This is a genomic window from Henriciella algicola (genome assembly GCF_003576245.1).
Lineage (GTDB): Bacteria > Pseudomonadota > Alphaproteobacteria > Caulobacterales > Hyphomonadaceae > Henriciella > Henriciella algicola.
Genome location: NZ_QWGA01000007.1, coordinates 454,707 through 473,733, shown reverse-complemented (window position 1 = coordinate 473,733; position 19,027 = coordinate 454,707). Strand labels below are relative to the sequence as shown.

Genomic DNA, 19,027 nt, shown 5'->3' with positions numbered 1-19,027 from the left:
GTACAAGACTGCGCGCCTCCGGACGGACGGTGAAACGCAAACGCCCGGAGCTTTCGGCAGAAGACCGTCAGGAGCTTGAGGGCCGCCTGGGCTACACGTTCCGCACGGTCGAGTGGCTAAACCGGGCGCTGACCCATCCCAGCCTCATCGACAATTATGACGGCGACGCGCAATTCTCTAACCAGCGCCTCGAATTCCTTGGTGACCGGGTGCTCGGCCTCATCATGGCTGAAGTGCTGATCGCCAAGTTTCCATCCGAACGCGAAGGCTACCTGACGCGCATCTTCCACCAGCTTGTCAGCGGTGAAGCCTGCGCAGAGGTTGGCGACGCCATGGGCCTGCGCCAGTTCCTCTTCTTTGATGCGTCGATGGAGAAGAATAAGCGCGGCAGCTATGACAAGAGCGTTGCCGATGCCGTTGAGGCAATCGTTGCCGCGATCTATCGCGACGGCGGGTTGGAAGCGGCCCGCGCCTTTATCAGCCGCCACTGGATCATGGAGCTTGTGGATCGGGAAATCTCGCAGCAGAACCCGAAAACAAGACTGAGCGACTGGTGCGGCGCAAATCGCGCGCCCTATGCGACCTATGATATTATCGAGCGATCCGGCCCAGATCACGAGCCGGTCTTCCTCGTTGAGGCCAGGGTCGAAGGGCGCGGTTCAGCGCAAGACAAGGGCCGCTCAAGGCAGGAAGCCGAAATGGCTGCGGCCGACCGACTTTTAAGGGATCTGATCCGGAATGCAGGCTGACGACATCAATCGAGCAGGCTTTGTCGCCATTATCGGGGCGCCAAATGCGGGAAAGTCGACGCTGACCAATGCGATGGTCGGCACCAAGGTCGCGATTGTGACCCACAAGGTCCAGACCACGCGCTTTCCGGTGCGCGGCGTGGCCCATTCGGGCGACGCGCAGCTGGTGATCGTCGACACGCCCGGTATCTTCGGTGCCAAGAAGCGCCTTGACCGTGCCATGGTGAAATCCGCCTGGACCGGCGCGGAGGACGCCGATGCCGTCGTACATCTCATCGATGCTGCCGCATGGATCGCGGACCGCAAGGGAAAGGCCGCGCCTGCGCAGACCAAGTCCGTCGAGGATGACCGCGACGTGATCCGCACGCTGAAGCGCAATAACCGAAAGGTCATCCTCGCGCTCAACAAGATCGATCTCTTCCCGCATGACGAAGTCCTGCCTCTGATCGCCCAGTTCAATGAGGAAGGCGCCTATAGCGACATCTTCATGATCTCTGCTGAGAATGGCGACGGGCTGGACCTGCTCATGGACCATCTCGCCGCGCAGATGCCGGAAGGCCCGGCCATGTTCCCACCAGACCAGTCCGCTGACATCCCGATGCGCCTCCTGGCCGCCGAGATCACGCGTGAAAAGCTGATGCTGCGCCTTCACGAGGAGCTGCCTTACCAGCTGACGGTAGAGACCGAGACCTGGGAAGACTTCAAGAATGGCGATGTGCGCATTGAGCAGGCCGTCATCGTTGGCCGTGACAATCACAAGTCTATGGTCCTCGGCAAGAATGGCCAGACGATCAAATGGGTCAGCCGCGCCGCGCGCGAAGAGCTGGGCAAGCTGCTGGATACGCGCGTTCACCTCTTCCTGTTCGTGAAGGTGGACGAGAAGTGGCAGGAAAAGCGCGAGAGCTACGCCCATCTCGGACTGGAGTTCGATAGCTGATGCAGTGGCGCGATGAGGGCCTTGTCCTCGGCGGCCGCAAGTTCGGCGAAAGCGGACTGATCCTCGACGTGCTGACACGTGAACGCGGGCGCCGCTCTGGCCTCGTCTATGGCGGCGCATCGCGAAAAAAACGCGCCCAGTATGAGCCCGGCAATACGGTTGAGCTTTCCTGGTCCGGGCGGCTGGAAGAACAACTTGGCCGGTTCGATGTGGCCGAAAGCTCGCGCCAGCGCGCATCCCGCCTGATTGACCTTCCGCTGGCCCTCAATGCAGTCGCGTCTATCTGCGCGCTCTTGCGCGGCGCCTTGAACGAAGGCGACCATGCAGGCTCTGCGCTGTTTGCTGCCACTGAACTGCTTCTCGATCAGCTGGACAATACTGAGGTCTGGCCCGCCCTATATGTGCGCTGGGAGCTTGGGCTGCTCGCCGCTCTGGGGTTCGGGCTAGACCTTGATGCCTGCGCTGTGAGCGGCTCAAATGATGGTCTCACCCATGTTTCTCCGCGCACAGGCCGGGCGGTAAAAGGCTCAGAAGCCGAAGAGTATCTGGACCGGCTCTTCGATCTGCCAAACTTCCTGATCGACGCGCGCTCTCCGGCCACAGAGCAGGACATCGCGCATGGGCTGGAGCTGACCGGGCATTTCATTGAGCGGCGGCTATTCAACACGATGAACCGCGACATGCCGGAACCGAGACGGCGGCTGGCGGCGAAGCTGGCGCGTCCGCAATCGCCCTAACGGCAGATGCTTGAGCCGCCCATATCGAAGTGGAAATGGTCAGCGTGGGCGGCATTGTAATCAGGCCCAAGCACGACGGAGAAGAGCTGGCAGGCCCCGCCATGCACTTCCTCCAGGAATGTCCCGAACTCGCTATCCTCCCGCCAGTGCTGGCGCACATCGATGACGCGGCCATCGGCAAGTCGAAAGCCGCGAATGTCGATCGCATTGGCACGGCCATGCTCACTGAGATTGCTTGAGCCAGCGATATTGCGGCATGAGAATGAGCCATAGGAGAGTATGCGGTCGACCTCTTCGCCGAGGATCTTTTCGGCGGCAGGCGAAACGATCTCTCGCTCCCACACAAAAAGTGATGCGGTCTGCGCGCAGGTCATTTTCAGTGGCGCGACGGAGTAGGGGTAGGCCGAGCGGTCCAGCGTCAGCGGGCGTTCCAGCGGGCAGCGCTCTGTGCCGCTTCCTTCCGGCAGGGCGGTGTAACCGACTTCGGCGCGGTCTAGCAGGGCATAGCACTGGTCAAAATCACCCTTGAGGCGCGAGAGCTTGATTGGCGTCGCAAACCCGATCGGGTCGGTCAGGCTGAGCGGACGGAGCGGGTTGTGCTGCACGGGCACGAACGCATTGAAGGCAATTGCAGCCAGAAGCAGTGCTGCTACGACACCAACCTGTTTAATACCCCGCTCTAGCGTGCTGATCATTTCTTATAATCGTCCGTCATTCTGATAGAGTCTGAGCCGAAGCCCGATTCCTGAACAGGCACAGCCCGAAGGAGCCACCATGTCCGACCTTCTGGACCCCGAAGATGGCAACATCATCAATGAGCCGCTGAGTGAGGCCCTCACCAAGCGCTACCTTGCCTATGCCTTGTCCACCATTACGTCCCGCGCCCTGCCGGATGTGCGCGACGGCCTGAAGCCAGTCCAGCGCCGCATCCTTTACGGCATGCGGGAACTTAAGCTCGATCCGGAGTCCGGCTACCGCAAATGTGCGAAAATCGTCGGCGACGTGATGGGTAACTTCCACCCGCACGGCGACAGCGCGATCTACGATACACTCGTCCGGCTCGCCCAGAATTTTTCCGTCCGTTACCCGCTGGTCGATGGTCAGGGTAATTTCGGCAACATTGATGGCGATAATGCGGCCGCCTACCGCTATACTGAAGCGCGGATGACAGAGGCGGCAAAGCTGCTTCTGGACGGGCTCAATGAGGACGCCGTCGACTTCAAGGACAACTATTCGGAAACTGATCGTGAGCCGGTCGTGCTGCCGGCTGGCTACCCGAACCTTCTGGCCAATGGCGCGTCCGGCATCGCCGTCGGCATGGCAACGTCCATTCCGCCGCATAATGTCGCCGAGGTTATCGACGCGGCACTCCTCCTGATCGAGGACCGCGATACGCCGATCACCGAGCTGATGAATGTCATGCCGGGCCCGGATTTCCCGACGGGCGGGGTCATTGTCGAGCCTCGCAGCGCCATTCGCGAAGCGTATGAAACAGGCCGCGGCGGTTTCCGTATTCGCGCGCGCTGGTCTGTTGAAGATCTTGGCCGGGGTACCTGGCAGATCATCGTCACCGAGATCCCGTACCAGGTCCAGAAATCCCGCCTCATCGAAAAGCTCGCCGAGCTCATCGAGACCAAGAAAGCGCCGCTTCTCAGTGATGTCCGCGATGAGAGCGCTGAAGACATCCGTATCGTGCTGGAACCGCGCGCGAAGACCGTCGATCCTGACGTGATGATGGAGAGCCTGTTCAAGCTCTGCGATCTGGAATCGCGCTTCTCCATGAACATGAACGTGCTGGATCGCGGCGCGCCAAAGGTGATGAGCCTGCGCGAAGTGATCATCGCCTATCTCGATCACCGCCGTGAGGTCGTGGTGCGCCGGGCGCGCTTCCGTCTCGACAAGATCGAGAAACGCCTGCACCTGCTCGAAGGCTACCTCAAGGCCTTCCTCAACATCGACGAGGTGATCCGCATCATCCGCGAGGAGGATGAGCCCAAGCAGGAGCTGATCAAGCGTTTCGAACTGACCGACATTCAGGCCGAAGCGGTCCTCAACCTCCGCCTGCGTGCCCTGCGCAAGCTGGAAGAGATGGAAATCCGCAAGGAGAACGACACGCTTCAGGAAGAGCGTGCCGACATCGAATCCCTGCTTGGCTCGACGCGCCGCCAGTGGACCAAGGTCGGCAAGGAGCTAAAAGAGGCTCGCAAGGTCTTCGATCCGGAGACCGAACTCGGCCGCCGCCGCGCAACCTTTGAGGATGCGCCAGAAATCGACCTGTCCGCGGCACTTGAGGCCTCTACGCCGAAGGAACCGCTGACGGTGGTTCTGTCCTCAATGGGCTGGATCCGCGGCATGAAAGGGCACGGCCTCGACCTTGAAACGACCAAGTTCAAGGATGGAGATAGCCTCTATCTCAGCGAAGAAGTGCAGACGACTGACAAGATCGTCCTGCTCGCCAGCGATGGCCGGGCGTTCACGCTCACCTGTGACAAGCTTCCGGGTGGTCGCGGTCACGGTGAGCCGATCCGGCTGTCCATCGATCTTGAGGACAATATCGAGATCATTGCCATGTTCAGGCTGGACGCCAGCCGCAAACGCCTGATGGCGTCAGATGCGGGCTATGGCTTCATCGTGCCGGAAGGCGAGCTTGAGTCGAACCGCAAGGCTGGCAAGTCCGTCGTGAATACGGCCGGTGGAAATCTGCTCATTAGCCGTATCGTCGATGGTGATCAGATCGCCGTGATTGGCACGAACAAGAAGCTGCTCATATTCCCGCTGGAGGAGCTGCCGGAAATGCCGCGCGGCAAGGGCGTGAAGCTTCAGGCCTATCGCGGCAAGGACAAGCTTGCCGATGCCATGACCTTCAAGGCCGAAGAAGGCTTCGCTGTGACCGATTCAGCCGGGCGTTCACGCACCTTCCCTGAATGGGAAGAGTGGATCGGCAAACGGGCGCAGGCGGGAAAGGCGGCACCACGCGGATTTCCAAAGTCAGGCACATTCACCGGTTAGCTTGTCTTCCCGCAGGGGCGGGTCTACTGAGTCTGCCGGGACAATCTTCGAGGTGGAGGGACCTCCATGACATTTCTTTACGTTCTGATCGGCGCGCTGGCCATTCTGGTCGTCTTCCTGATCGGTATATACAACGCGCTCGTCGCAAAGCGTCAGCGCTGCAATCAGGCTTTTGCCGACATCGATGTGCAGCTGAAGCAGCGCCAGAACCTGATCCCCAATCTGGTGGAAACGGTGAAAGGCTATGCCACGCATGAGCGCGAAACGCTCGACGCGGTCGTTCAGGCACGTAATTCAGCCGTGGCGGCGCAGTCGCCGGGTGAGATGGCGCAGGCCGAAGGCGTACTGACCGGGGCCCTCGGCCGCCTGTTTGCGCTGTCCGAAGCCTATCCGGACCTGAAGGCGAACGAGAACTTCAAGGACCTGCAGGACGAGCTTTCCGTCATCGAAGACAAGCTTGCCGCCGCACGCCGTTTCTACAATGCGGCCGTTCAGGATTATAACACCTCGCGTGAGCAATTCCCAAACTCCATCGTGGCGGGCATGTTCAACTTCGAGGAACGCGAATTCTTCGACCTTGGCGGCGACCGCACGGCGCTGTCGAACGCTCCGGAAGTAAAGTTCTAGGCTTTCGAGCTTTTAGATCTGAATATTAAGGTCCCGGTCTTTCGCATTGAAAGACCGGGATTTTTCTTTGCGAGTACGGTTAGTTCGCCTGAACGGATGGCAGCCAGGTTGCAAGCTGCGGCAGGAATGCGACGGCGAGGATCATCAGAAGCTGCAAGCCAATGAAGGGCAGGGCGCCGCGCCAGATCTCGATCGTCTGGACGCTGTCAGGCGCAGCACCGCGCAGATAGAAAAGTGCAAAGCCGAAGGGCGGGGTCAGGAAGCTGGTCTGCAGGTTCAGCGCCATCAGGATGCCAAGCCAGACCGGGTCAAACCCCATGATGATAAGCGGCGGTGTGACCAGCGGCACGACGACAAAGACGATCTCGATGAAGTCGAGGAAAAAGCCGAGCACGAACATGACGAGCATGGCGCCGATGAGCGCGCCCCAGCGCCCGCCCGGAATAGCATGCAGCAGGTCGGCCACCATGTCGTCGCCGCCAAAACCGCGAAACACGAGCGAGAAGAGCGACGCGCCGATCAGTATGAGGAACACCATCGAGGTAATGTGAACGCCGCTTTTCAGCGCGAGTGAAAGAAAGCCGCGCCGGTGTAGGATGATCATCCCGGCAACCGTGCCCGCCAGAAACAGGATCGCCGACACGACAATCACGGCGATGCCAACCAGCGTAATCGCATCTGTCGTCGCCACGCCTAGGCGCAGATCCATCACATTGCGGATGACCAGAATGAGGAGAAGCGCCGCGAAGGCGCCAGCGATGATCCGCACGAGAAAAGCGTCTCCCGCTTCAGACAGGCGGAGACCCGCGAGAAGCAGCGCGCCAGCAACGCCAATCGATGCCGCTTCTGTTGGGGTCGCAATGCCCGACAGGATGGCACCGAGGACCGCGATGATCAGGAAAAGCGGAGCACCGAGGCCGAAGGCGACTTCCTTGCCTGTCAGCGGTGGGCTGTCGTCGTCGATGACAGGCGGGCAGGACTCTGGCTTCAGGATTGCCATGACTGCAATCCAGCCGAGATAAAGTCCGACCAGTAGCAGGCCCGGAATGAGCGCCCCTGCAAACAGGTCGCCTACGGACACGACGAAGCTGCCAACGCCCATTTCATTGGCGGCCTGGCTCGCCGCATTGGACACTGCGTCTGCCAGCAGGATGAGCACGATACTCGGCGGAATGATCTGGCCAAGCGTACCCGAGGCAGCAATCGTGCCGGTCGCGAGCTTGGGGTCGTACTTCTGCGCCAGCATGGTCGGCAGGGCGATCAGCGTCATCGTGATGACGGTTGCGCCAACAATGCCGGTCGATGCCGCAAGCAATGCGCCGACGAGGACCACGGCATAGCCGAGACCACCGCGCATACGTCCAAGCAGCCGCCCGGCAATGTGCAGCAGGTCCTCTGCGACGCGCGAACGCTCAAGAATAACGCCCATCAGAACGAAGAGCGGGACCGCAATCAGCGTCTCATTCTGCATGATCGAGCCGCCCTGGATGCGGCTTGGCAGGGACAGAAGCAGTGGCTCAGGGAAGACGCCCAGCGTGATGCCGAACAGGGCAAAGAGCAGGGCGACGCCGCCAAGTGTCAGCGCAACCGGGTAACCCGCGAGCAGGGCGCCGATGGCCGTCAGGAACATCAGAAGCGCGAGCAGGAGTTCAAGCTCCATAATGGCGCTCCTGCGGTGTGGACTCGTCAGCAGAGCCTGCGAAGCCTGTCAGTCTCAGCGCTGCTTTCAGGGCGACCGAAAGGCCAGCAAGGATCAGCAACACCGCAAAGATCGGCACCAGCGTCTTGAACAGGAAGAGGATCGGCAAGCCGTCGCTTTCGCGTGACCCTTCAAACAGCGTCCAGCTGCGCGTTAGCCCTTGTTCGCCTGCCATGAGAAGGCGGATGCAGATCGGGAAGAGAAGGAGGTAGGTGCCTGCGAGCTCGATCCAGTTGCGGCCATTCTCGCCAAAGCGTGGGCGAAGAATGTCGACGCGCACATGCGCATCATCGCGAAGCGCGGTTGCGGCGCCCAACATAAACATGGCAGCGAAAGCGTAGATGACCGACTCCGACAGCCAGGTCGCCGTCAGGGCCAGCGCATAGCTGCCGATCACGACGACAAGCTGGAGCATGAACAAAAGCACCGCCGCCAACATGGCAGCGCGCAGGACCCAGTCGAGCGAACGGTCCAGCCCATCAGCAAGAGTCTGCCCAGCTTTGTGAAGCGGACCCGGTATCACGAGGATAAGCAGAGGCAGAAGAAGCAGCGGCGAGGCAACAAGCCCTATCCACTTCAGGAAACTGCCAAGGGTCAGGAAGACTTGCGGGTCCATAACGGGCGCCTAGCCTCCGGTCTTCCGGCCAAGTTCGCGGGCGGCGTAATACGGCCCGTCAGAGACCGCCGCCCAGCCAGCCATCTTGTTCAACGCCTCTTCGAAACTCTCATAGATGCGTTTCTCAAGACCGTCGCGGCCAGATGCGGCGCGTACATCACGGGACGCCTCCGCCATACGGGCGACGACTTCATCCGGGAATGAACGCAGCTGCACGCCGTGCTTTCGCACCAGAAGGTCGAGATAGACGGAGTTCTGATAGGTGAACTCGCCCAGTGAGAGGTGATTGACGGACTCGCAGGCTGCCTTGATGAGCGCCTGTTCGCCTGCCGTGAGGCTTTCCCAGAGCTTGAGATTGATGCCGACAGCAAGGCTCGCGCCCGGTTCATGGAAGCCGGGTCCGTAATAGTATGGCGCTTCGCGGTAGAAGCCGAGCGAGTAGTCATTCCACGGCCCGACCCATTCGGTCGCGTCAATATTGCCCGTCTGGAGCGCCTGATAGATTTCACCGCCGGGCAGGGACTTTGCTGAGCCGCCAAGGGCGCGCAGCACGTCACCGCCTTGTCCCGGAATACGCATCTGGAGGCCGACGAGGTCGTCTAGACCGTTGATCTCACGCCGGAACCAGCCGCCCATCTGGTGACCGGTATTGGCGCCCTGCAGCGGCTTGATGCCGAAGCCGGCCGAGAGCTCATCCCAGAGCTCCTGTCCGCCGCCAAAGTCGATCCAGCCCATGATTTCCTGCGCCGTCATGCCAAACGGAACGGCCGTGAAGAACGGGTAGGCCGTGGACTTGGCCGTCCAGTAATATTCGGCGCCGTGATACATGTCGGCAGAGCCATTCGCGACGGCGTCGAAGCTTTCAAAGGCGGGCACCAGCTCGCCCGCGGCATAGACCTTCACTTCGATCAGGCCTTCGGACATGGCGAGGATACGTTCGGCCACGCGCTCTGCCGCGCGCCCAAGGCCCGGAAGGCCCTTCGGCCAGGTCGTCACCATGTTGAGGCGCCGCCGGTTGCGGCTGATCGCAGGCGCGGCAAGGTTTGCCGCGTGGTCCGGGCTGCCAAAGGATGCGGCAGCACCGCCTATGCCAAGAAGACCTGCGCCAAGCAGGTTACGTCTGCGTATCATATCCTCCCCCGGATCCTCTAGGGATCGCCCGGTTCTGCCCCTCTGACAGTCCGGGTTCTATTTATCCTCTTCAAGCGGACGCCAGACGGCCCCGTCAAGGACTTCGAGCGGCTGGAAGCGGCGTTTATAGTCCATCTTCGGGCTCTGCTTGATCCAGTAGCCAAGATAGACGTGCGGCAGGCCGTAGTCTTCAGCGCTGCGGATATGATCGAGGATCATATAGGTGCCGAGGCTGCGCTTGGGCTGGCGCGTGTCGAAGAAGGTGTAGACCATCGAGAAACCGTCGCGCAGCACATCGGTCAGCGACACACCGACCAGCGGTGCGTCCTCCTCCGGGCCCTCGCGATACTCGAACATAAGGGTCTGCACAGGGGTCTCGTTCACCATGCCGGCAAACTCGCGAAAGCCCATATCCGACATGCCGCCACCCTCATGGCGCGAAACGAGATAGCGCTTCAGCAGGCGGAACTGCTCGCGCGTCGCCTTTGGGGCAACTGGCCGGCGGACGAGGTCCGCATTGCGCTTCAGGATACGGTCCTGATTACGGCTTGGCGAAAACTGAGAGGCGTCGACGCGCACACTGCGGCAGGCATTACAGGAAGGGCAAGCCGGACGGTAAGCCACCGACTGGCTGCGACGAAAGCCTGCTTCACTCAGCTGGTTGTGAAGCGTATCAGGGGCAGACTGGTTGAGATGGGTAAAGGCTTTGCGCTCCATCTGGCCGTCCAGATAGGGGCATGGGGTTGCACCGGTGACATAGAAACGTAGTCCGCGCCCGACACCCGGTACGGTAAATAGCGACTCATCCAGTTTCATAGTCATCGATTAAGGCACTCATAGATCAAAACGCCAAGGGGCCATTATGGTGAATGCGACCCACATCACAACCAAAAGTGGCCCACCAAACTTTATGAAGTCTGAAAACCGGTAATGGCCGGGCGCCATGATCAACATGTTCGTCTGATAGGCGATCGGCGAGGCGAAACTGCAGTTTGAGGCGTAAATGACTGCAAGGATATAGGGCAGTGGGTCACTTCCGACCGTGTGCGCCGCTTCCAGCGCCACGGGCGCGAACAGGACGGCCGTGGCCGCATTACTGAGAATGTTGGTCAGCAGGGCCACACAGATGAAGATGGTAGAGAGGATGACGACCGGCCCGAAAGGCTCTGCCAGGGTCACCACGCCGTTCGCGATCAGCGTCGCCGCGCCAGTCTTCTCGAGCGCCGTGCCCATCGAAAGCGCGGCAGCGATGACGAGGAAAATCCGAAGATCGAGCGCCCGGCTTGCCTGACGCGTATTCAGGCACTGGGTGACGATCATTGCGAGGGCCGCAAGCACGGACGCCACCAGGATGCTGGTGATGCCGGTCGCCGCCAGTATGACCATACCGAGCGCGATGAGGCGCGCGGCAAGACTGTGCGCCGTCACCGGAATTTCTTTCTGGGACCATTCCAGAAGCAGGATGTCGCGACTCGTGCGAAGCTCCTGAAACACTGTTTGCGGCGCGCAGAGAAGCAGCGTGTCACCCGCCTCGAGGCGGATCTCGCCAAGTTTCGACCGGATCATGCGCGAGCGCCGCTGGATACCCAGAACCACCGCAGAGGTTAGGCGCCGGAAGCCGAGCATCTCAACAGTCCGGCCCGCCATGCGTGAGCCGGGCGCGATGACCGCTTCGATCAGGCTGAGCTGCGGCACGCTCGTGTCGACCTTCTCGTCCTCGTCCCCCTGCCAGATCTGCTGCAGCAGGCCCGGCTTGGAGGCGAGGAGGTCGCTGATGGCCTTGCGCGTCGCGGCGACGATGACGAGGTCGCCAACGCGAAGCTCTACGTCCTCAAAAGGCGGCAGCATGGCTTTCTCGCCGCGCTGGATCAGGCGCACGGTCATGTCCTTGAGGTCCGGGAACATGCCGGCCACTGGGGACTGCCCGACGAGGAAGTGGTCATGCGTGACCTCGATCTGCGCGACGAACTGCTTCCCGCTGGGCACGATTTCCTGCGCGAACGTATCCCGGTTTGGCAGGAGATAGCGCGAGAAGATCGCGATATAGGCAAGGCCAATCCCCGCGAGCATCAGGCCCATTGGCGTCTGCTCGAAGAAATCGAGCGAAATACCTTCAGTGCGCCGGTACGCATCTGCTGCCAGCAGGTTGGTCGATGTGCCGATAAGCGTCGTCATACCCGCCAGGATCGACACGAAGCTGAGTGGCATCATCAGGCGCGACGGTGACGCATTCATGCGCATCGCAATGGCGCTCATGATCGGCAGGAACATGATGACGACGGGGGTATTGTTGGTGAACGCGCTGATCGCGAACACCGCAAAGAACGTCAGGCAAAGCGTGTAGATGGGCCGCCTGCCATAAGAGCGCACAAGCGCTTTGGTCGGCCCTTCAATGGCGCCGGTCTGGAACAGACCCTGACCAACGACCAGAAGCGCCATGATTGTGATGAGGGCCGGGTTTCCGAAACCCGACAGAAGGTCCGCCGACGTGATCGCTGTCCCGTCAAAGGCGGTTGCGCCCGGTATCGTGAAGAGCAGCAACAGCGCCGCCACGACGCCAATGGAGACAGACTCCATCGACCAGCGGTCCAGCACATAGGCCACGATTGCGCACAGGATCACAAACAGGCTGGCCCACATGGGCCAGTTTGCAACAAGCTCTGTTGCCATGAAGTCTCCCGTCCGCGGCGGGAGCAGAAAGCTCCCAGCAGAAAATCAGTCTATATGGACGACTATGCTCAAGCGACGGTTCTGAGGCAAGTTGGTAGAGTTGGCATCCAGCGGCCGCGTATCGGCAAGACCTGCAACGCTGCGGACGCGCGATGGGGCGATGCCATGTGCCAGCAGGGCCCGTCGGGCGGCGTTCGCACGGTCTGCGGACAGGTCCCAGTTCGAATAATTGACGCGGTTGATCGGGTCGCTGTCGGTATGGCCTTCGATTGAGAAGGGCACATCCACCATGCTGAGCGCTACAGCCGTCAGGCCGATCAGGTCTTCACCGCGCGCATTGAGTGAAGCCGCGCCCTTTTCGAACAGTGGGGCAAGATCAGGGTCGAGCAGGTCGATCCGCACGCCGTTCTCAATCTCGCTGATCGCGACATGGCCAGCAGGTTCTGCCAGCAGCGCAGAGTTCCGCAGCGTATCGGCAAGCGCGGCGACGTCGCTTTGTACGGGGGTGAGGGAGAGCGGCTCAAAACCCTGCGCGCTAGCAAGGCCAGGCGCACCGAATTGCTCTGCAACGCTCTCTTTCTGCTCAGGCGTTGCTCCATGAACAAGCCACAGAACAAGGAAGAGGGCACAAAGCGCCGTCAGGAAGTCCGCATAAGCGAGCTTCCATCCGCCAGTCTGGCGGATCGGCGCCAGCGGCATTCTGCCACCAGCACGCGACAAGGCGTGAACATTAGCCATCGTGTCCGATCTTTCTGATCCGTACACTCTGCCTACACGAACGTTCTTAGGGTGGAGTTTGGCGTAATCTTTGAATTTTAAACAAATCTGGCCAGATCCAGCGGGCCGGGCTAGTTGGCGAAGATGCCAAACGGGTTATGTGGCACGAGGCGGCAACGGAAAGATCGTTATGAGCAAGTGTGCGTTTCTGGGGCTGGGTGTCATGGGTTTCCCGATGGCTGGCCATCTCGTGTCAAAAGGCCATGAGGTCACCGTCTGGAACCGTACCCCGGCAAAGGCCGAAGACTGGGCGTCCAAGCATGAGGGCAAAGCGGCCACGACTCCGGAAGATGCCGTCGCGGGCGCTGAATATGTCTGCCTCTGCCTTGGCGACGATCCGGATGTCGAGGCAGTCTTCGACCAGATCGAGGGTGCGCTGGCGAACGGCGCCATCGTCATTGACCATACCACAGCCAGCGCCGGCCTTGCCCGCAGCCTGTATGAGCGGTGCGCCGCACGCGGTGCGCACTTTGTTGATGCGCCCATCTCCGGCGGGCAGGCCGGCGCAGAAGCCGGGCGGCTGACGATTATGTGCGGCGGCGATGGTGAGGCGATGGCGAAGGCCCGGCCTGTCATGGAGGCCTATGGCGCGCGCATTACGCATATTGGCGAAAGCGGCGCAGGCCAGCTCGCCAAGTCCGTGAACCAAATCTGTATCGCAGGCATCGTGCAAGGGCTGTCAGAAGGTATCCACTTTGCGGAGAGCAATGGTCTCGACGTGGCGAAGGTCATGGAAGCCATTTCTGGCGGTGCAGCCCAGAGCTGGCAGATGGAAAACCGCTGGAAGACGATGGTTGCGCGCGAGTTCGAGCACGGCTTCGCTGTCGACTGGATGCGCAAGGATCTGCGCATCGCCCTGAAAGCGGCCGGTGAAAGCGGCGCCCGCCTGCCGGTTACGGCGCTCGTCGACCAGTTCTATGCAGACGTGCAGGCCGAAGGCGGCCAGCGCTGGGATACGTCCAGCCTCGTCACCCGCTTCGACACTTCGCGGAAGCAGTGATTTGAAACAGGTCGAAATACATCTGAAAAAGCGCGACAGCGAGATCGTCGTTCGGGCCATCAAGGCGTTAGAGCCGGTAGACTGGATCCAGTTCGATATTGAGCAGGAAGACCGGAAGATGATCCGCGTCCTCATGCATGACGGTCGCTGTCAGGTTCTCATAGATGCGGTTTCGCAGGCGTTGGAAGACTGCCGCGACTGGCGTGTCACGATGATCCCGGTTGAGGCGAGCCTGCCTGAGCCGCGCGAGCTGGAGCAGGATGAGGCGGCGAGCAATCTTCGCGTTCTGCGCGAAGAACTTCTCGACGATGTGGTCAAGGACGCGACGCTCACACGTGATTTCCTCATTCTTTCGGGGCTGTCCACGGTCGTGGCCGCGATCGGTCTCAATTCGGACGGCGTTGCCGCCGTCATCGGTGCCATGGTGATTGCGCCTCTACTTGGGCCAATTCTCGGCTTCGCGCTCGGTGCGGGGTTGGGGAAGATGTCCCTCATCCGGCAGTCAGGCGTTACATTGGCGGGTGGCCTCGGCGTCGCGCTGCTGGTCGCTTTCCTCATTTCTTTTGCGCTGCCGCTCAATCTGGAAAGTGACGAGCTGATGTCGCGGACGCAGGTGCGGCTCGATAGTGTTGCGCTCGCCTTGGCAGCCGGGGGCGCCGCTGCGCTTTCGATGGCGCAGGGAAAGTCAGCAGTGCTGGTCGGAGTGATGGTCGCCGCTGCGCTCTTGCCGCCGGGCGCGGCCTTTGGGCTTTTTATAGGTGCTCAGGAATGGACGCTGGCTGGCCGCTCGGGAATGCTGCTCTTTCTCAACATCGTCTGCCTGCTTGTCTCCGCGCTGGCTGTGTTCCGTCTGAAAGGCATCAAGCCGCGCGGTTGGGTCGATCAGCAGAACGCGACGCGCGCTTTCTGGATCAATGTGACCCTCTCGGCGGCGCTATTGATCGCGCTCATGGTGCTCATCGTGGTGCTCGACCTCGGTGATAAAGTGTCTCTCGGCGACTAAGATTGCCCGTAAAGCTCGGCGCTCATACAGTGCTAAGCGCACAGGGAGGGTGAGCGATGGCAAAAGCCGAGAACAAGACCAAACCGACTGACCAATCTCCGAAGGAGTTTGTTGCGTCGGTCGAACATCCGGTGCGACGCGCGGACGCCGAGCGATTACTTGAAATTTTCGGAAGGGTAACGAACCTCGCGCCGCGCATGTGGGGGCCGTCGCTGATCGGCTATGGGCGATATGCCTACAAGTATGAGAGCGGACGTGAAGGCGAGTTCTTCATGACGGGATTCTCGCGGCGCAAGGCGAACCTCGTAGTCTACATCATGCCCGGATATCTCGACCTTGAGGAGAAGCTTGCGCGCCTGGGCAAGTACAAGCTCGGCAAGTCGTGTCTCTATATCAACAAGCTGGCCGACGTGGATGAAGCGGTTCTGGCCGAGATCATCGACTTCGGGCTTCAGTATATGCGCGGCAAATACGAAACCTGGGACGAATAGCGCTTCGCCATTGTCGCTAACTGTCAGGGATCAATCGATCCGCTCAATGACGTCCTCAAGCAATTCGTCTATCCGGCGGCGTGTTGCCGATGAGCGCAACGATGAGTCGTTCGCGAACACTGCAAATGCATAGCGCTTGCCGTCACGCGCAGTGAAATAGCCCGCCAAAGAACCCGTACCCGTCAGGCTACCTGTCTTTGCGCGGAAACGGTCGTCGCGGCCAAGCTCGGTGAACCTATATTTCAGCGTGCCGTCGACGCCCGCTTGCGAGAAGAAGCCATACCAGGTGTCGAACCAGCTCTGGCGGCTCGCCCAGACAAGCAGGTCTGTCATCGCGGACGGGGTGAGGCGGTTATAGACCGAAAGGCCAGAGCCATCGGAGAGGCTGAACTCGCTTCGCGACGCACCCGCATCGACCAGCATGTCGCCCATCAGCTCAAGGCCCGCATCCTGAGAGCGGTCCCGCACTGACAGCGAGATGTGGTGGAGCAGGACTTCAGTGTAGAAATTATTGCTCTCGTGCAGGACTTCTTCGAGCAGCATTGTTGTATCAGGCCCGGGCAGGACGAAATCCGGCGGGGGGGCTGTATCGTCGGCATCAGCCTCCGGCTCATGGATGACCGTGCCGCGAAAGACCGGCCCATGAACTGTGATGCCGCGCTCCTCCAGCATCGCTTTCAGGACTTCGCCTGCATAGAGCGAGGGATCATCGAGACCGAACTGGAGATGGACCGGCGGTGAGGCGAGTGGCAGGCGGCCAAGCAGGTAGGCCTCCTCTGCGCCGGGACGGCGGATAAGGTCGACATTGAACTGGCGGGTCGAGACCGTCTCGGCCTCGTCGGTATTGATGTCGAAGAACGGCACCCATTCCCAGGACACTTCGGGCGGAAGGCCGCGGCGGCTTCCGGGCGTCAGGCGTGCCCGCGCCACACCACTGTTGACGCTAAGCGCGGAAATGGATGTCGCATAGCCGAAGCGAAAGTCTTCATGCGTCCATCCAGCCGGCCAGTGAGGCGGCTGGAAGAGGGAGTCATCAACATCGACACCGTTAAGATCGGTGACGCCGCTTGCCGCGATCGCATCAGCGAGATCCTGCAAGCAGTTCGACGTGCAGCGTGAGCTTGCCGACAGGGTCGGGTCGCCAGCGCCTATGAGGACGAGGTTTGGATGGACAGACTCAGCGGTCGTTTCCAGACGCGCCGACGTGCCCCCCGGCCATCGCCCGGAGTCGAAGTCGCCAAGCATTCTGAACGCTGCCGCAGTGGTCACCACTTTCAGCGTCGAAGCTGGCGCGAACCTCTGATCTGCGGCCACCGAAAACACTTCTTCGCCATCGAGAGAGACGACGGACACGCCCCAGCGCCCACCTTCGAGATCAGGCAGCTCTATTGCTTCGGCTGCGATCTGCTGTGCGGCCGCCGGTACAGCGAGGCACGTAGCGGCCAGCATGCCAGCGCCAGCAGCGATGGAGCGCAAAAGCGTGGTGAGACCGTATGCGCGATCACTCATTCAGGATCTGCGCCGCCGCTTCGGCGAAATAAGTGATCACACCGCACGCGCCAGCGCGCTTGAAGCAGAGCAGCGTTTCCATCATCACGCGTTCTTCATCGATCCAGCCGCGTTCGCCCGCCGCCTTGATCTGCGCGTATTCGCCAGACACCTGGAAGGCGATGGTCGGCACAGCAAACGTGTCGGAAACCCGCCGGATGATGTCGAGATAGGGAAGGCCCGGCTTCACCATGACAAGGTCAGCGCCCTCATCAATGTCCATAGCGACTTCGCGGAGCGCTTCGTCGCTATTGGCGGGGTTCTGCTGATACGTCTTCTTGTCGCCCTTCAGCGCCGAGGCTGAGCCGATGGCATCCCGGTAAGGGCCGTAGAAGCCGCTCGCATATTTCGCCGCGTAGGACATGATCATGGTATTGACCTTGCCCGCTGACTCCAGCGCATCGCGGATCGCGCCGACCCGGCCGTCCATCATGTCGGATGGAGCAACGATGTCAGCGCCAGCTTCTGCCTGCATCACCGCCTGGCGGCGCAGCAGGTCAACCGTCTGGTCGTTGAGCACATAACCGTCCGCATCAATGACACCGTCATGGCCGTGCGCCGTGAATGGGTCGAGCGCCACATCGCAGATAATACCGACATCAGGCGCAGCATCCTTCATGGCCTTGATCACTGTCGGCACCAGTCCATCGGGGTTCAGCGCTTCAGAGCCCGCATCATCTTTCCGCTCCGGATTGATGTGCGGGAAGATTGCGATGGCCGGTATGCCGAGGTCGCTAGCGCGTCTGGCCGCCTTGGCCGCTTCATCCACATTCAGTCTGAACAGGCCCGGCATGGACCCGACAGGAATTGTCGGCTCATCGCCGTCATGCACAACCATCGACCAGATGAGGTCGTCAGGCGTCAGATGGTTTTCGGATGAAAGATTGCGGACCCAGGCCGATTGACGAAGCCTGCGGAGCCGGGTGGACGGATAGCTTTGCGGGAATGGCGAAGTCATACCGCGCTACTTAGCGCGCTTTGTGCTTTTGCGAACGGGTTTTCTCATGAAAACGCGTTTCGAAACGTCCATCAAGGGCGCCTGAGAAGTCTCAATCGCCGTCATGTAAGGGGCATACGCGCTGCGGGGCAGCTCCGTGAAACCCAGAGACGCATAGAAAGGCGCATTCCAGGCGAGGTCCCGGAAGGTAGACAGCGTAGTCTGCTGCGCCCCGGACTTTTCCGCGTGCACATCCAGCCTCGACATCAGTTTGCGCCCAATCCCGCGCTTGCCGAAAGCTGGATGCACTGAGATCTGCTGCAGATAGAGATCGTCGCCCATTTTCGTGAACTGGCTGAACCCAACGACGCCGTCACTTCCGAGATCGGCGACATCGAGCTGGCCTGCCTCAATCGATGCGAGCAGGTCCTCCTCAAGAACGTGGTCCGCAAGCGCTTCTGCGGACAGAAGGCCTGTTGGCGCAAAAAGGGCCGACGCGGCAATGTCGGCGTGGATGATCGCTTCCACGTCATCGAGGAGGGCAGGTCTGATAATGAGGTGGGAAGTCGAAGCAGTCATGAGACAGCCAGCTTCTATCTCAAAATGACGCGCGAGCTAAAGCGTAATCGTCTTGGCGCTCAGCAACCGGATGCCAACGAGTGGGCCTCGCTGCCACTGGCGCTTGGCTTCGCAGCGTTTGACCTTGGTGCGGTCCGGGCTGACGATCTCGACGGTAAACGCGTCCGGTAGGATAGACGTCTTGTGAAGCAGGATCTTCGCGCCACGTTGTGACATGTCCTTCACGACGAAGCTCATCTTGAAACCCGTCTGCAGAATAAGCGTGCCAGAGGTGTTCACCTCAAAGCGCGGGAAGTCGCGTTTATCTGAATGGTCCGACATGGGCATTTCGACGTTCGAGTGCATCATCGTGTCTCTAAGGCAGTCTATACTCTAAACTTCTCCTGCATTCACCTTCGCACATCATGCGCAGGTAAGTGAAAAGACTGCCTTACAAGAGTTTACCAATCATTGAGATAAGTCGTCGGATCGCATGCATGACTGGATATTAACCATATGACCGTGTTTTGTTAACGAA

The 19,027-nt window shown here is 60.5% G+C and carries 19 protein-coding genes; 8 read left to right on the top strand and 11 right to left on the bottom strand.

What is annotated here, in order from left to right; genetic code table 11:
- Positions 1 to 29: 29 nt before the first annotated feature.
- The 3 genes from rnc to recO are packed head-to-tail and all read left to right on the top strand — an operon-like array spanning position 30 to position 2,423.
- Positions 30 to 749, top strand: a complete 720-nt coding sequence (gene rnc, locus D1222_RS12000; RefSeq protein WP_182481964.1) for a ribonuclease III — start codon at positions 30 to 32, stop codon at positions 747 to 749.
- Positions 739 to 1,686 carry a GTPase Era gene (gene era / locus D1222_RS11995; RefSeq protein WP_119454489.1) on the top strand — a complete coding sequence of 316 codons (948 nt, stop codon included), beginning with the start codon at positions 739 to 741 and terminating at the stop codon, positions 1,684 to 1,686. Before rnc ends, era begins: the two co-directional genes overlap by 11 nt.
- Positions 1,686 to 2,423: a DNA repair protein RecO gene (gene recO / locus D1222_RS11990; RefSeq protein ID WP_119454488.1), complete on the top strand. Its 738-nt coding sequence runs from the start codon at positions 1,686 to 1,688 to the stop codon at positions 2,421 to 2,423. Before era ends, recO begins: the two co-directional genes overlap by 1 nt.
- On the opposite strand, the gene D1222_RS11985 is transcribed toward recO, so the two are convergent.
- Complete coding sequence (locus D1222_RS11985; RefSeq protein ID WP_119454487.1) at positions 2,420 to 3,118, bottom strand: extensin-like domain-containing protein; 699 nt, start codon at positions 3,116 to 3,118, stop codon at positions 2,420 to 2,422. The genes recO and D1222_RS11985 overlap by 4 nt on opposite strands.
- 79 nt (positions 3,119 to 3,197) lie before the next feature.
- On the opposite strand from D1222_RS11985, the gene parC reads away from it, so the two are divergent.
- Both parC and D1222_RS11975 read left to right on the top strand, forming a co-directional pair.
- Positions 3,198 to 5,432, top strand: coding sequence for a DNA topoisomerase IV subunit A (gene parC / locus D1222_RS11980; protein ID WP_119454486.1), 2,235 nt, complete (start codon positions 3,198 to 3,200; stop codon positions 5,430 to 5,432).
- A 66-nt stretch (positions 5,433 to 5,498) separates the two neighbouring features.
- Positions 5,499 to 6,059: a LemA family protein gene (locus tag D1222_RS11975; RefSeq protein ID WP_119454485.1), complete on the top strand. Its 561-nt coding sequence runs from the start codon at positions 5,499 to 5,501 to the stop codon at positions 6,057 to 6,059.
- A gap of 79 nt (positions 6,060 to 6,138) precedes the next feature.
- Here the strand turns inward: D1222_RS11975 and D1222_RS11970 are convergent, their stop codons facing one another.
- Genes D1222_RS11970 through D1222_RS15785 form a run of 6 tightly spaced genes read right to left on the bottom strand, consistent with a single transcriptional unit; the run spans position 6,139 to position 12,913 of the window.
- Positions 6,139 to 7,719, bottom strand: a complete 1,581-nt coding sequence (locus D1222_RS11970; RefSeq protein ID WP_119454484.1) for a TRAP transporter large permease — start codon at positions 7,717 to 7,719, stop codon at positions 6,139 to 6,141.
- On the bottom strand, positions 7,709 to 8,374 hold the full coding sequence (locus tag D1222_RS11965; protein WP_119454483.1) for a TRAP transporter small permease subunit: 666 nt from the start codon (positions 8,372 to 8,374) through the stop codon (positions 7,709 to 7,711). Before D1222_RS11965 ends, D1222_RS11970 begins: the two co-directional genes overlap by 11 nt.
- Before the next feature lie 9 nt (positions 8,375 to 8,383).
- Positions 8,384 to 9,505, bottom strand: a complete 1,122-nt coding sequence (locus tag D1222_RS11960; RefSeq protein ID WP_119454482.1) for a TRAP transporter substrate-binding protein — start codon at positions 9,503 to 9,505, stop codon at positions 8,384 to 8,386.
- A 57-nt stretch (positions 9,506 to 9,562) separates the two neighbouring features.
- Positions 9,563 to 10,327 carry an arginyltransferase gene (locus D1222_RS11955; RefSeq protein ID WP_119454481.1) on the bottom strand — a complete coding sequence of 255 codons (765 nt, stop codon included), beginning with the start codon at positions 10,325 to 10,327 and terminating at the stop codon, positions 9,563 to 9,565.
- 12 nt (positions 10,328 to 10,339) lie between these two features.
- Positions 10,340 to 12,175: an SLC13 family permease gene (locus tag D1222_RS11950; protein ID WP_119454480.1), complete on the bottom strand. Its 1,836-nt coding sequence runs from the start codon at positions 12,173 to 12,175 to the stop codon at positions 10,340 to 10,342.
- 45 nt (positions 12,176 to 12,220) lie between these two features.
- Positions 12,221 to 12,913, bottom strand: coding sequence for an OmpA/MotB family protein (locus tag D1222_RS15785; RefSeq protein ID WP_182481963.1), 693 nt, complete (start codon positions 12,911 to 12,913; stop codon positions 12,221 to 12,223).
- 169 nt (positions 12,914 to 13,082) lie between these two features.
- Here D1222_RS15785 and D1222_RS11940 point away from each other — a divergent pair, with 169 nt between their 5' ends.
- The 3 genes from D1222_RS11940 to D1222_RS11930 are packed head-to-tail and all read left to right on the top strand — an operon-like array spanning position 13,083 to position 15,446.
- Positions 13,083 to 13,952: an NAD(P)-dependent oxidoreductase gene (locus D1222_RS11940; protein ID WP_119454479.1), complete on the top strand. Its 870-nt coding sequence runs from the start codon at positions 13,083 to 13,085 to the stop codon at positions 13,950 to 13,952.
- A gap of 1 nt (position 13,953) precedes the next feature.
- Positions 13,954 to 14,955, top strand: a complete 1,002-nt coding sequence (locus D1222_RS11935; RefSeq protein ID WP_119454478.1) for a TIGR00341 family protein — start codon at positions 13,954 to 13,956, stop codon at positions 14,953 to 14,955.
- A gap of 56 nt (positions 14,956 to 15,011) precedes the next feature.
- Positions 15,012 to 15,446: a DUF1801 domain-containing protein gene (locus D1222_RS11930; RefSeq protein ID WP_119454477.1), complete on the top strand. Its 435-nt coding sequence runs from the start codon at positions 15,012 to 15,014 to the stop codon at positions 15,444 to 15,446.
- A 30-nt stretch (positions 15,447 to 15,476) separates the two neighbouring features.
- On the opposite strand, the gene dacB is transcribed toward D1222_RS11930, so the two are convergent.
- The 4 genes from dacB to D1222_RS11910 are packed head-to-tail and all read right to left on the bottom strand — an operon-like array spanning position 15,477 to position 18,858.
- On the bottom strand, positions 15,477 to 16,955 hold the full coding sequence (dacB, locus tag D1222_RS11925; protein WP_119454476.1) for a D-alanyl-D-alanine carboxypeptidase/D-alanyl-D-alanine endopeptidase: 1,479 nt from the start codon (positions 16,953 to 16,955) through the stop codon (positions 15,477 to 15,479).
- A complete protein-coding gene (hemB, locus tag D1222_RS11920; RefSeq protein WP_119454475.1) occupies positions 16,948 to 17,952 on the bottom strand; it encodes a porphobilinogen synthase in 1,005 nt (334 codons plus the stop codon). The genes dacB and hemB overlap by 8 nt, the downstream gene beginning before the upstream one ends.
- 6 nt (positions 17,953 to 17,958) lie before the next feature.
- Positions 17,959 to 18,510 carry a GNAT family N-acetyltransferase gene (locus tag D1222_RS11915; protein WP_119454474.1) on the bottom strand — a complete coding sequence of 184 codons (552 nt, stop codon included), beginning with the start codon at positions 18,508 to 18,510 and terminating at the stop codon, positions 17,959 to 17,961.
- A 36-nt stretch (positions 18,511 to 18,546) separates the two neighbouring features.
- Positions 18,547 to 18,858: a PilZ domain-containing protein gene (locus tag D1222_RS11910; RefSeq protein WP_119454473.1), complete on the bottom strand. Its 312-nt coding sequence runs from the start codon at positions 18,856 to 18,858 to the stop codon at positions 18,547 to 18,549.
- Positions 18,859 to 19,027: the final 169 nt, after the last annotated feature.

What these genes read in the sequence shown, in the direction of transcription:
- D1222_RS15785 (WP_182481963.1), bottom strand. Translation starts at nt 12,913, where the DNA reads ATGGCTAATGTTCACGCCTTGTCGCGTGCTGGTGGCAGAATGCCGCTG.
- recO (WP_119454488.1), top strand. Translation starts at nt 1,686, where the DNA reads ATGCAGTGGCGCGATGAGGGCCTTGTCCTCGGCGGCCGCAAGTTCGGC.
- D1222_RS11965 (WP_119454483.1), bottom strand. Translation starts at nt 8,374, where the DNA reads ATGGACCCGCAAGTCTTCCTGACCCTTGGCAGTTTCCTGAAGTGGATA.
- era (WP_119454489.1), top strand. Translation starts at nt 739, where the DNA reads ATGCAGGCTGACGACATCAATCGAGCAGGCTTTGTCGCCATTATCGGG.
- parC (WP_119454486.1), top strand. Translation starts at nt 3,198, where the DNA reads ATGTCCGACCTTCTGGACCCCGAAGATGGCAACATCATCAATGAGCCG.
- D1222_RS11960 (WP_119454482.1), bottom strand. Translation starts at nt 9,505, where the DNA reads ATGATACGCAGACGTAACCTGCTTGGCGCAGGTCTTCTTGGCATAGGC.
- dacB (WP_119454476.1), bottom strand. Translation starts at nt 16,955, where the DNA reads ATGAGTGATCGCGCATACGGTCTCACCACGCTTTTGCGCTCCATCGCT.
- D1222_RS11985 (WP_119454487.1), bottom strand. Translation starts at nt 3,118, where the DNA reads ATGATCAGCACGCTAGAGCGGGGTATTAAACAGGTTGGTGTCGTAGCA.
- D1222_RS11970 (WP_119454484.1), bottom strand. Translation starts at nt 7,719, where the DNA reads ATGGAGCTTGAACTCCTGCTCGCGCTTCTGATGTTCCTGACGGCCATC.
- D1222_RS11910 (WP_119454473.1), bottom strand. Translation starts at nt 18,858, where the DNA reads ATGATGCACTCGAACGTCGAAATGCCCATGTCGGACCATTCAGATAAA.
- D1222_RS11950 (WP_119454480.1), bottom strand. Translation starts at nt 12,175, where the DNA reads ATGGCAACAGAGCTTGTTGCAAACTGGCCCATGTGGGCCAGCCTGTTT.
- hemB (WP_119454475.1), bottom strand. Translation starts at nt 17,952, where the DNA reads ATGACTTCGCCATTCCCGCAAAGCTATCCGTCCACCCGGCTCCGCAGG.
- D1222_RS11955 (WP_119454481.1), bottom strand. Translation starts at nt 10,327, where the DNA reads ATGACTATGAAACTGGATGAGTCGCTATTTACCGTACCGGGTGTCGGG.
- D1222_RS11940 (WP_119454479.1), top strand. Translation starts at nt 13,083, where the DNA reads ATGAGCAAGTGTGCGTTTCTGGGGCTGGGTGTCATGGGTTTCCCGATG.
- D1222_RS11915 (WP_119454474.1), bottom strand. Translation starts at nt 18,510, where the DNA reads ATGACTGCTTCGACTTCCCACCTCATTATCAGACCTGCCCTCCTCGAT.
- D1222_RS11975 (WP_119454485.1), top strand. Translation starts at nt 5,499, where the DNA reads ATGACATTTCTTTACGTTCTGATCGGCGCGCTGGCCATTCTGGTCGTC.
- D1222_RS11930 (WP_119454477.1), top strand. Translation starts at nt 15,012, where the DNA reads ATGGCAAAAGCCGAGAACAAGACCAAACCGACTGACCAATCTCCGAAG.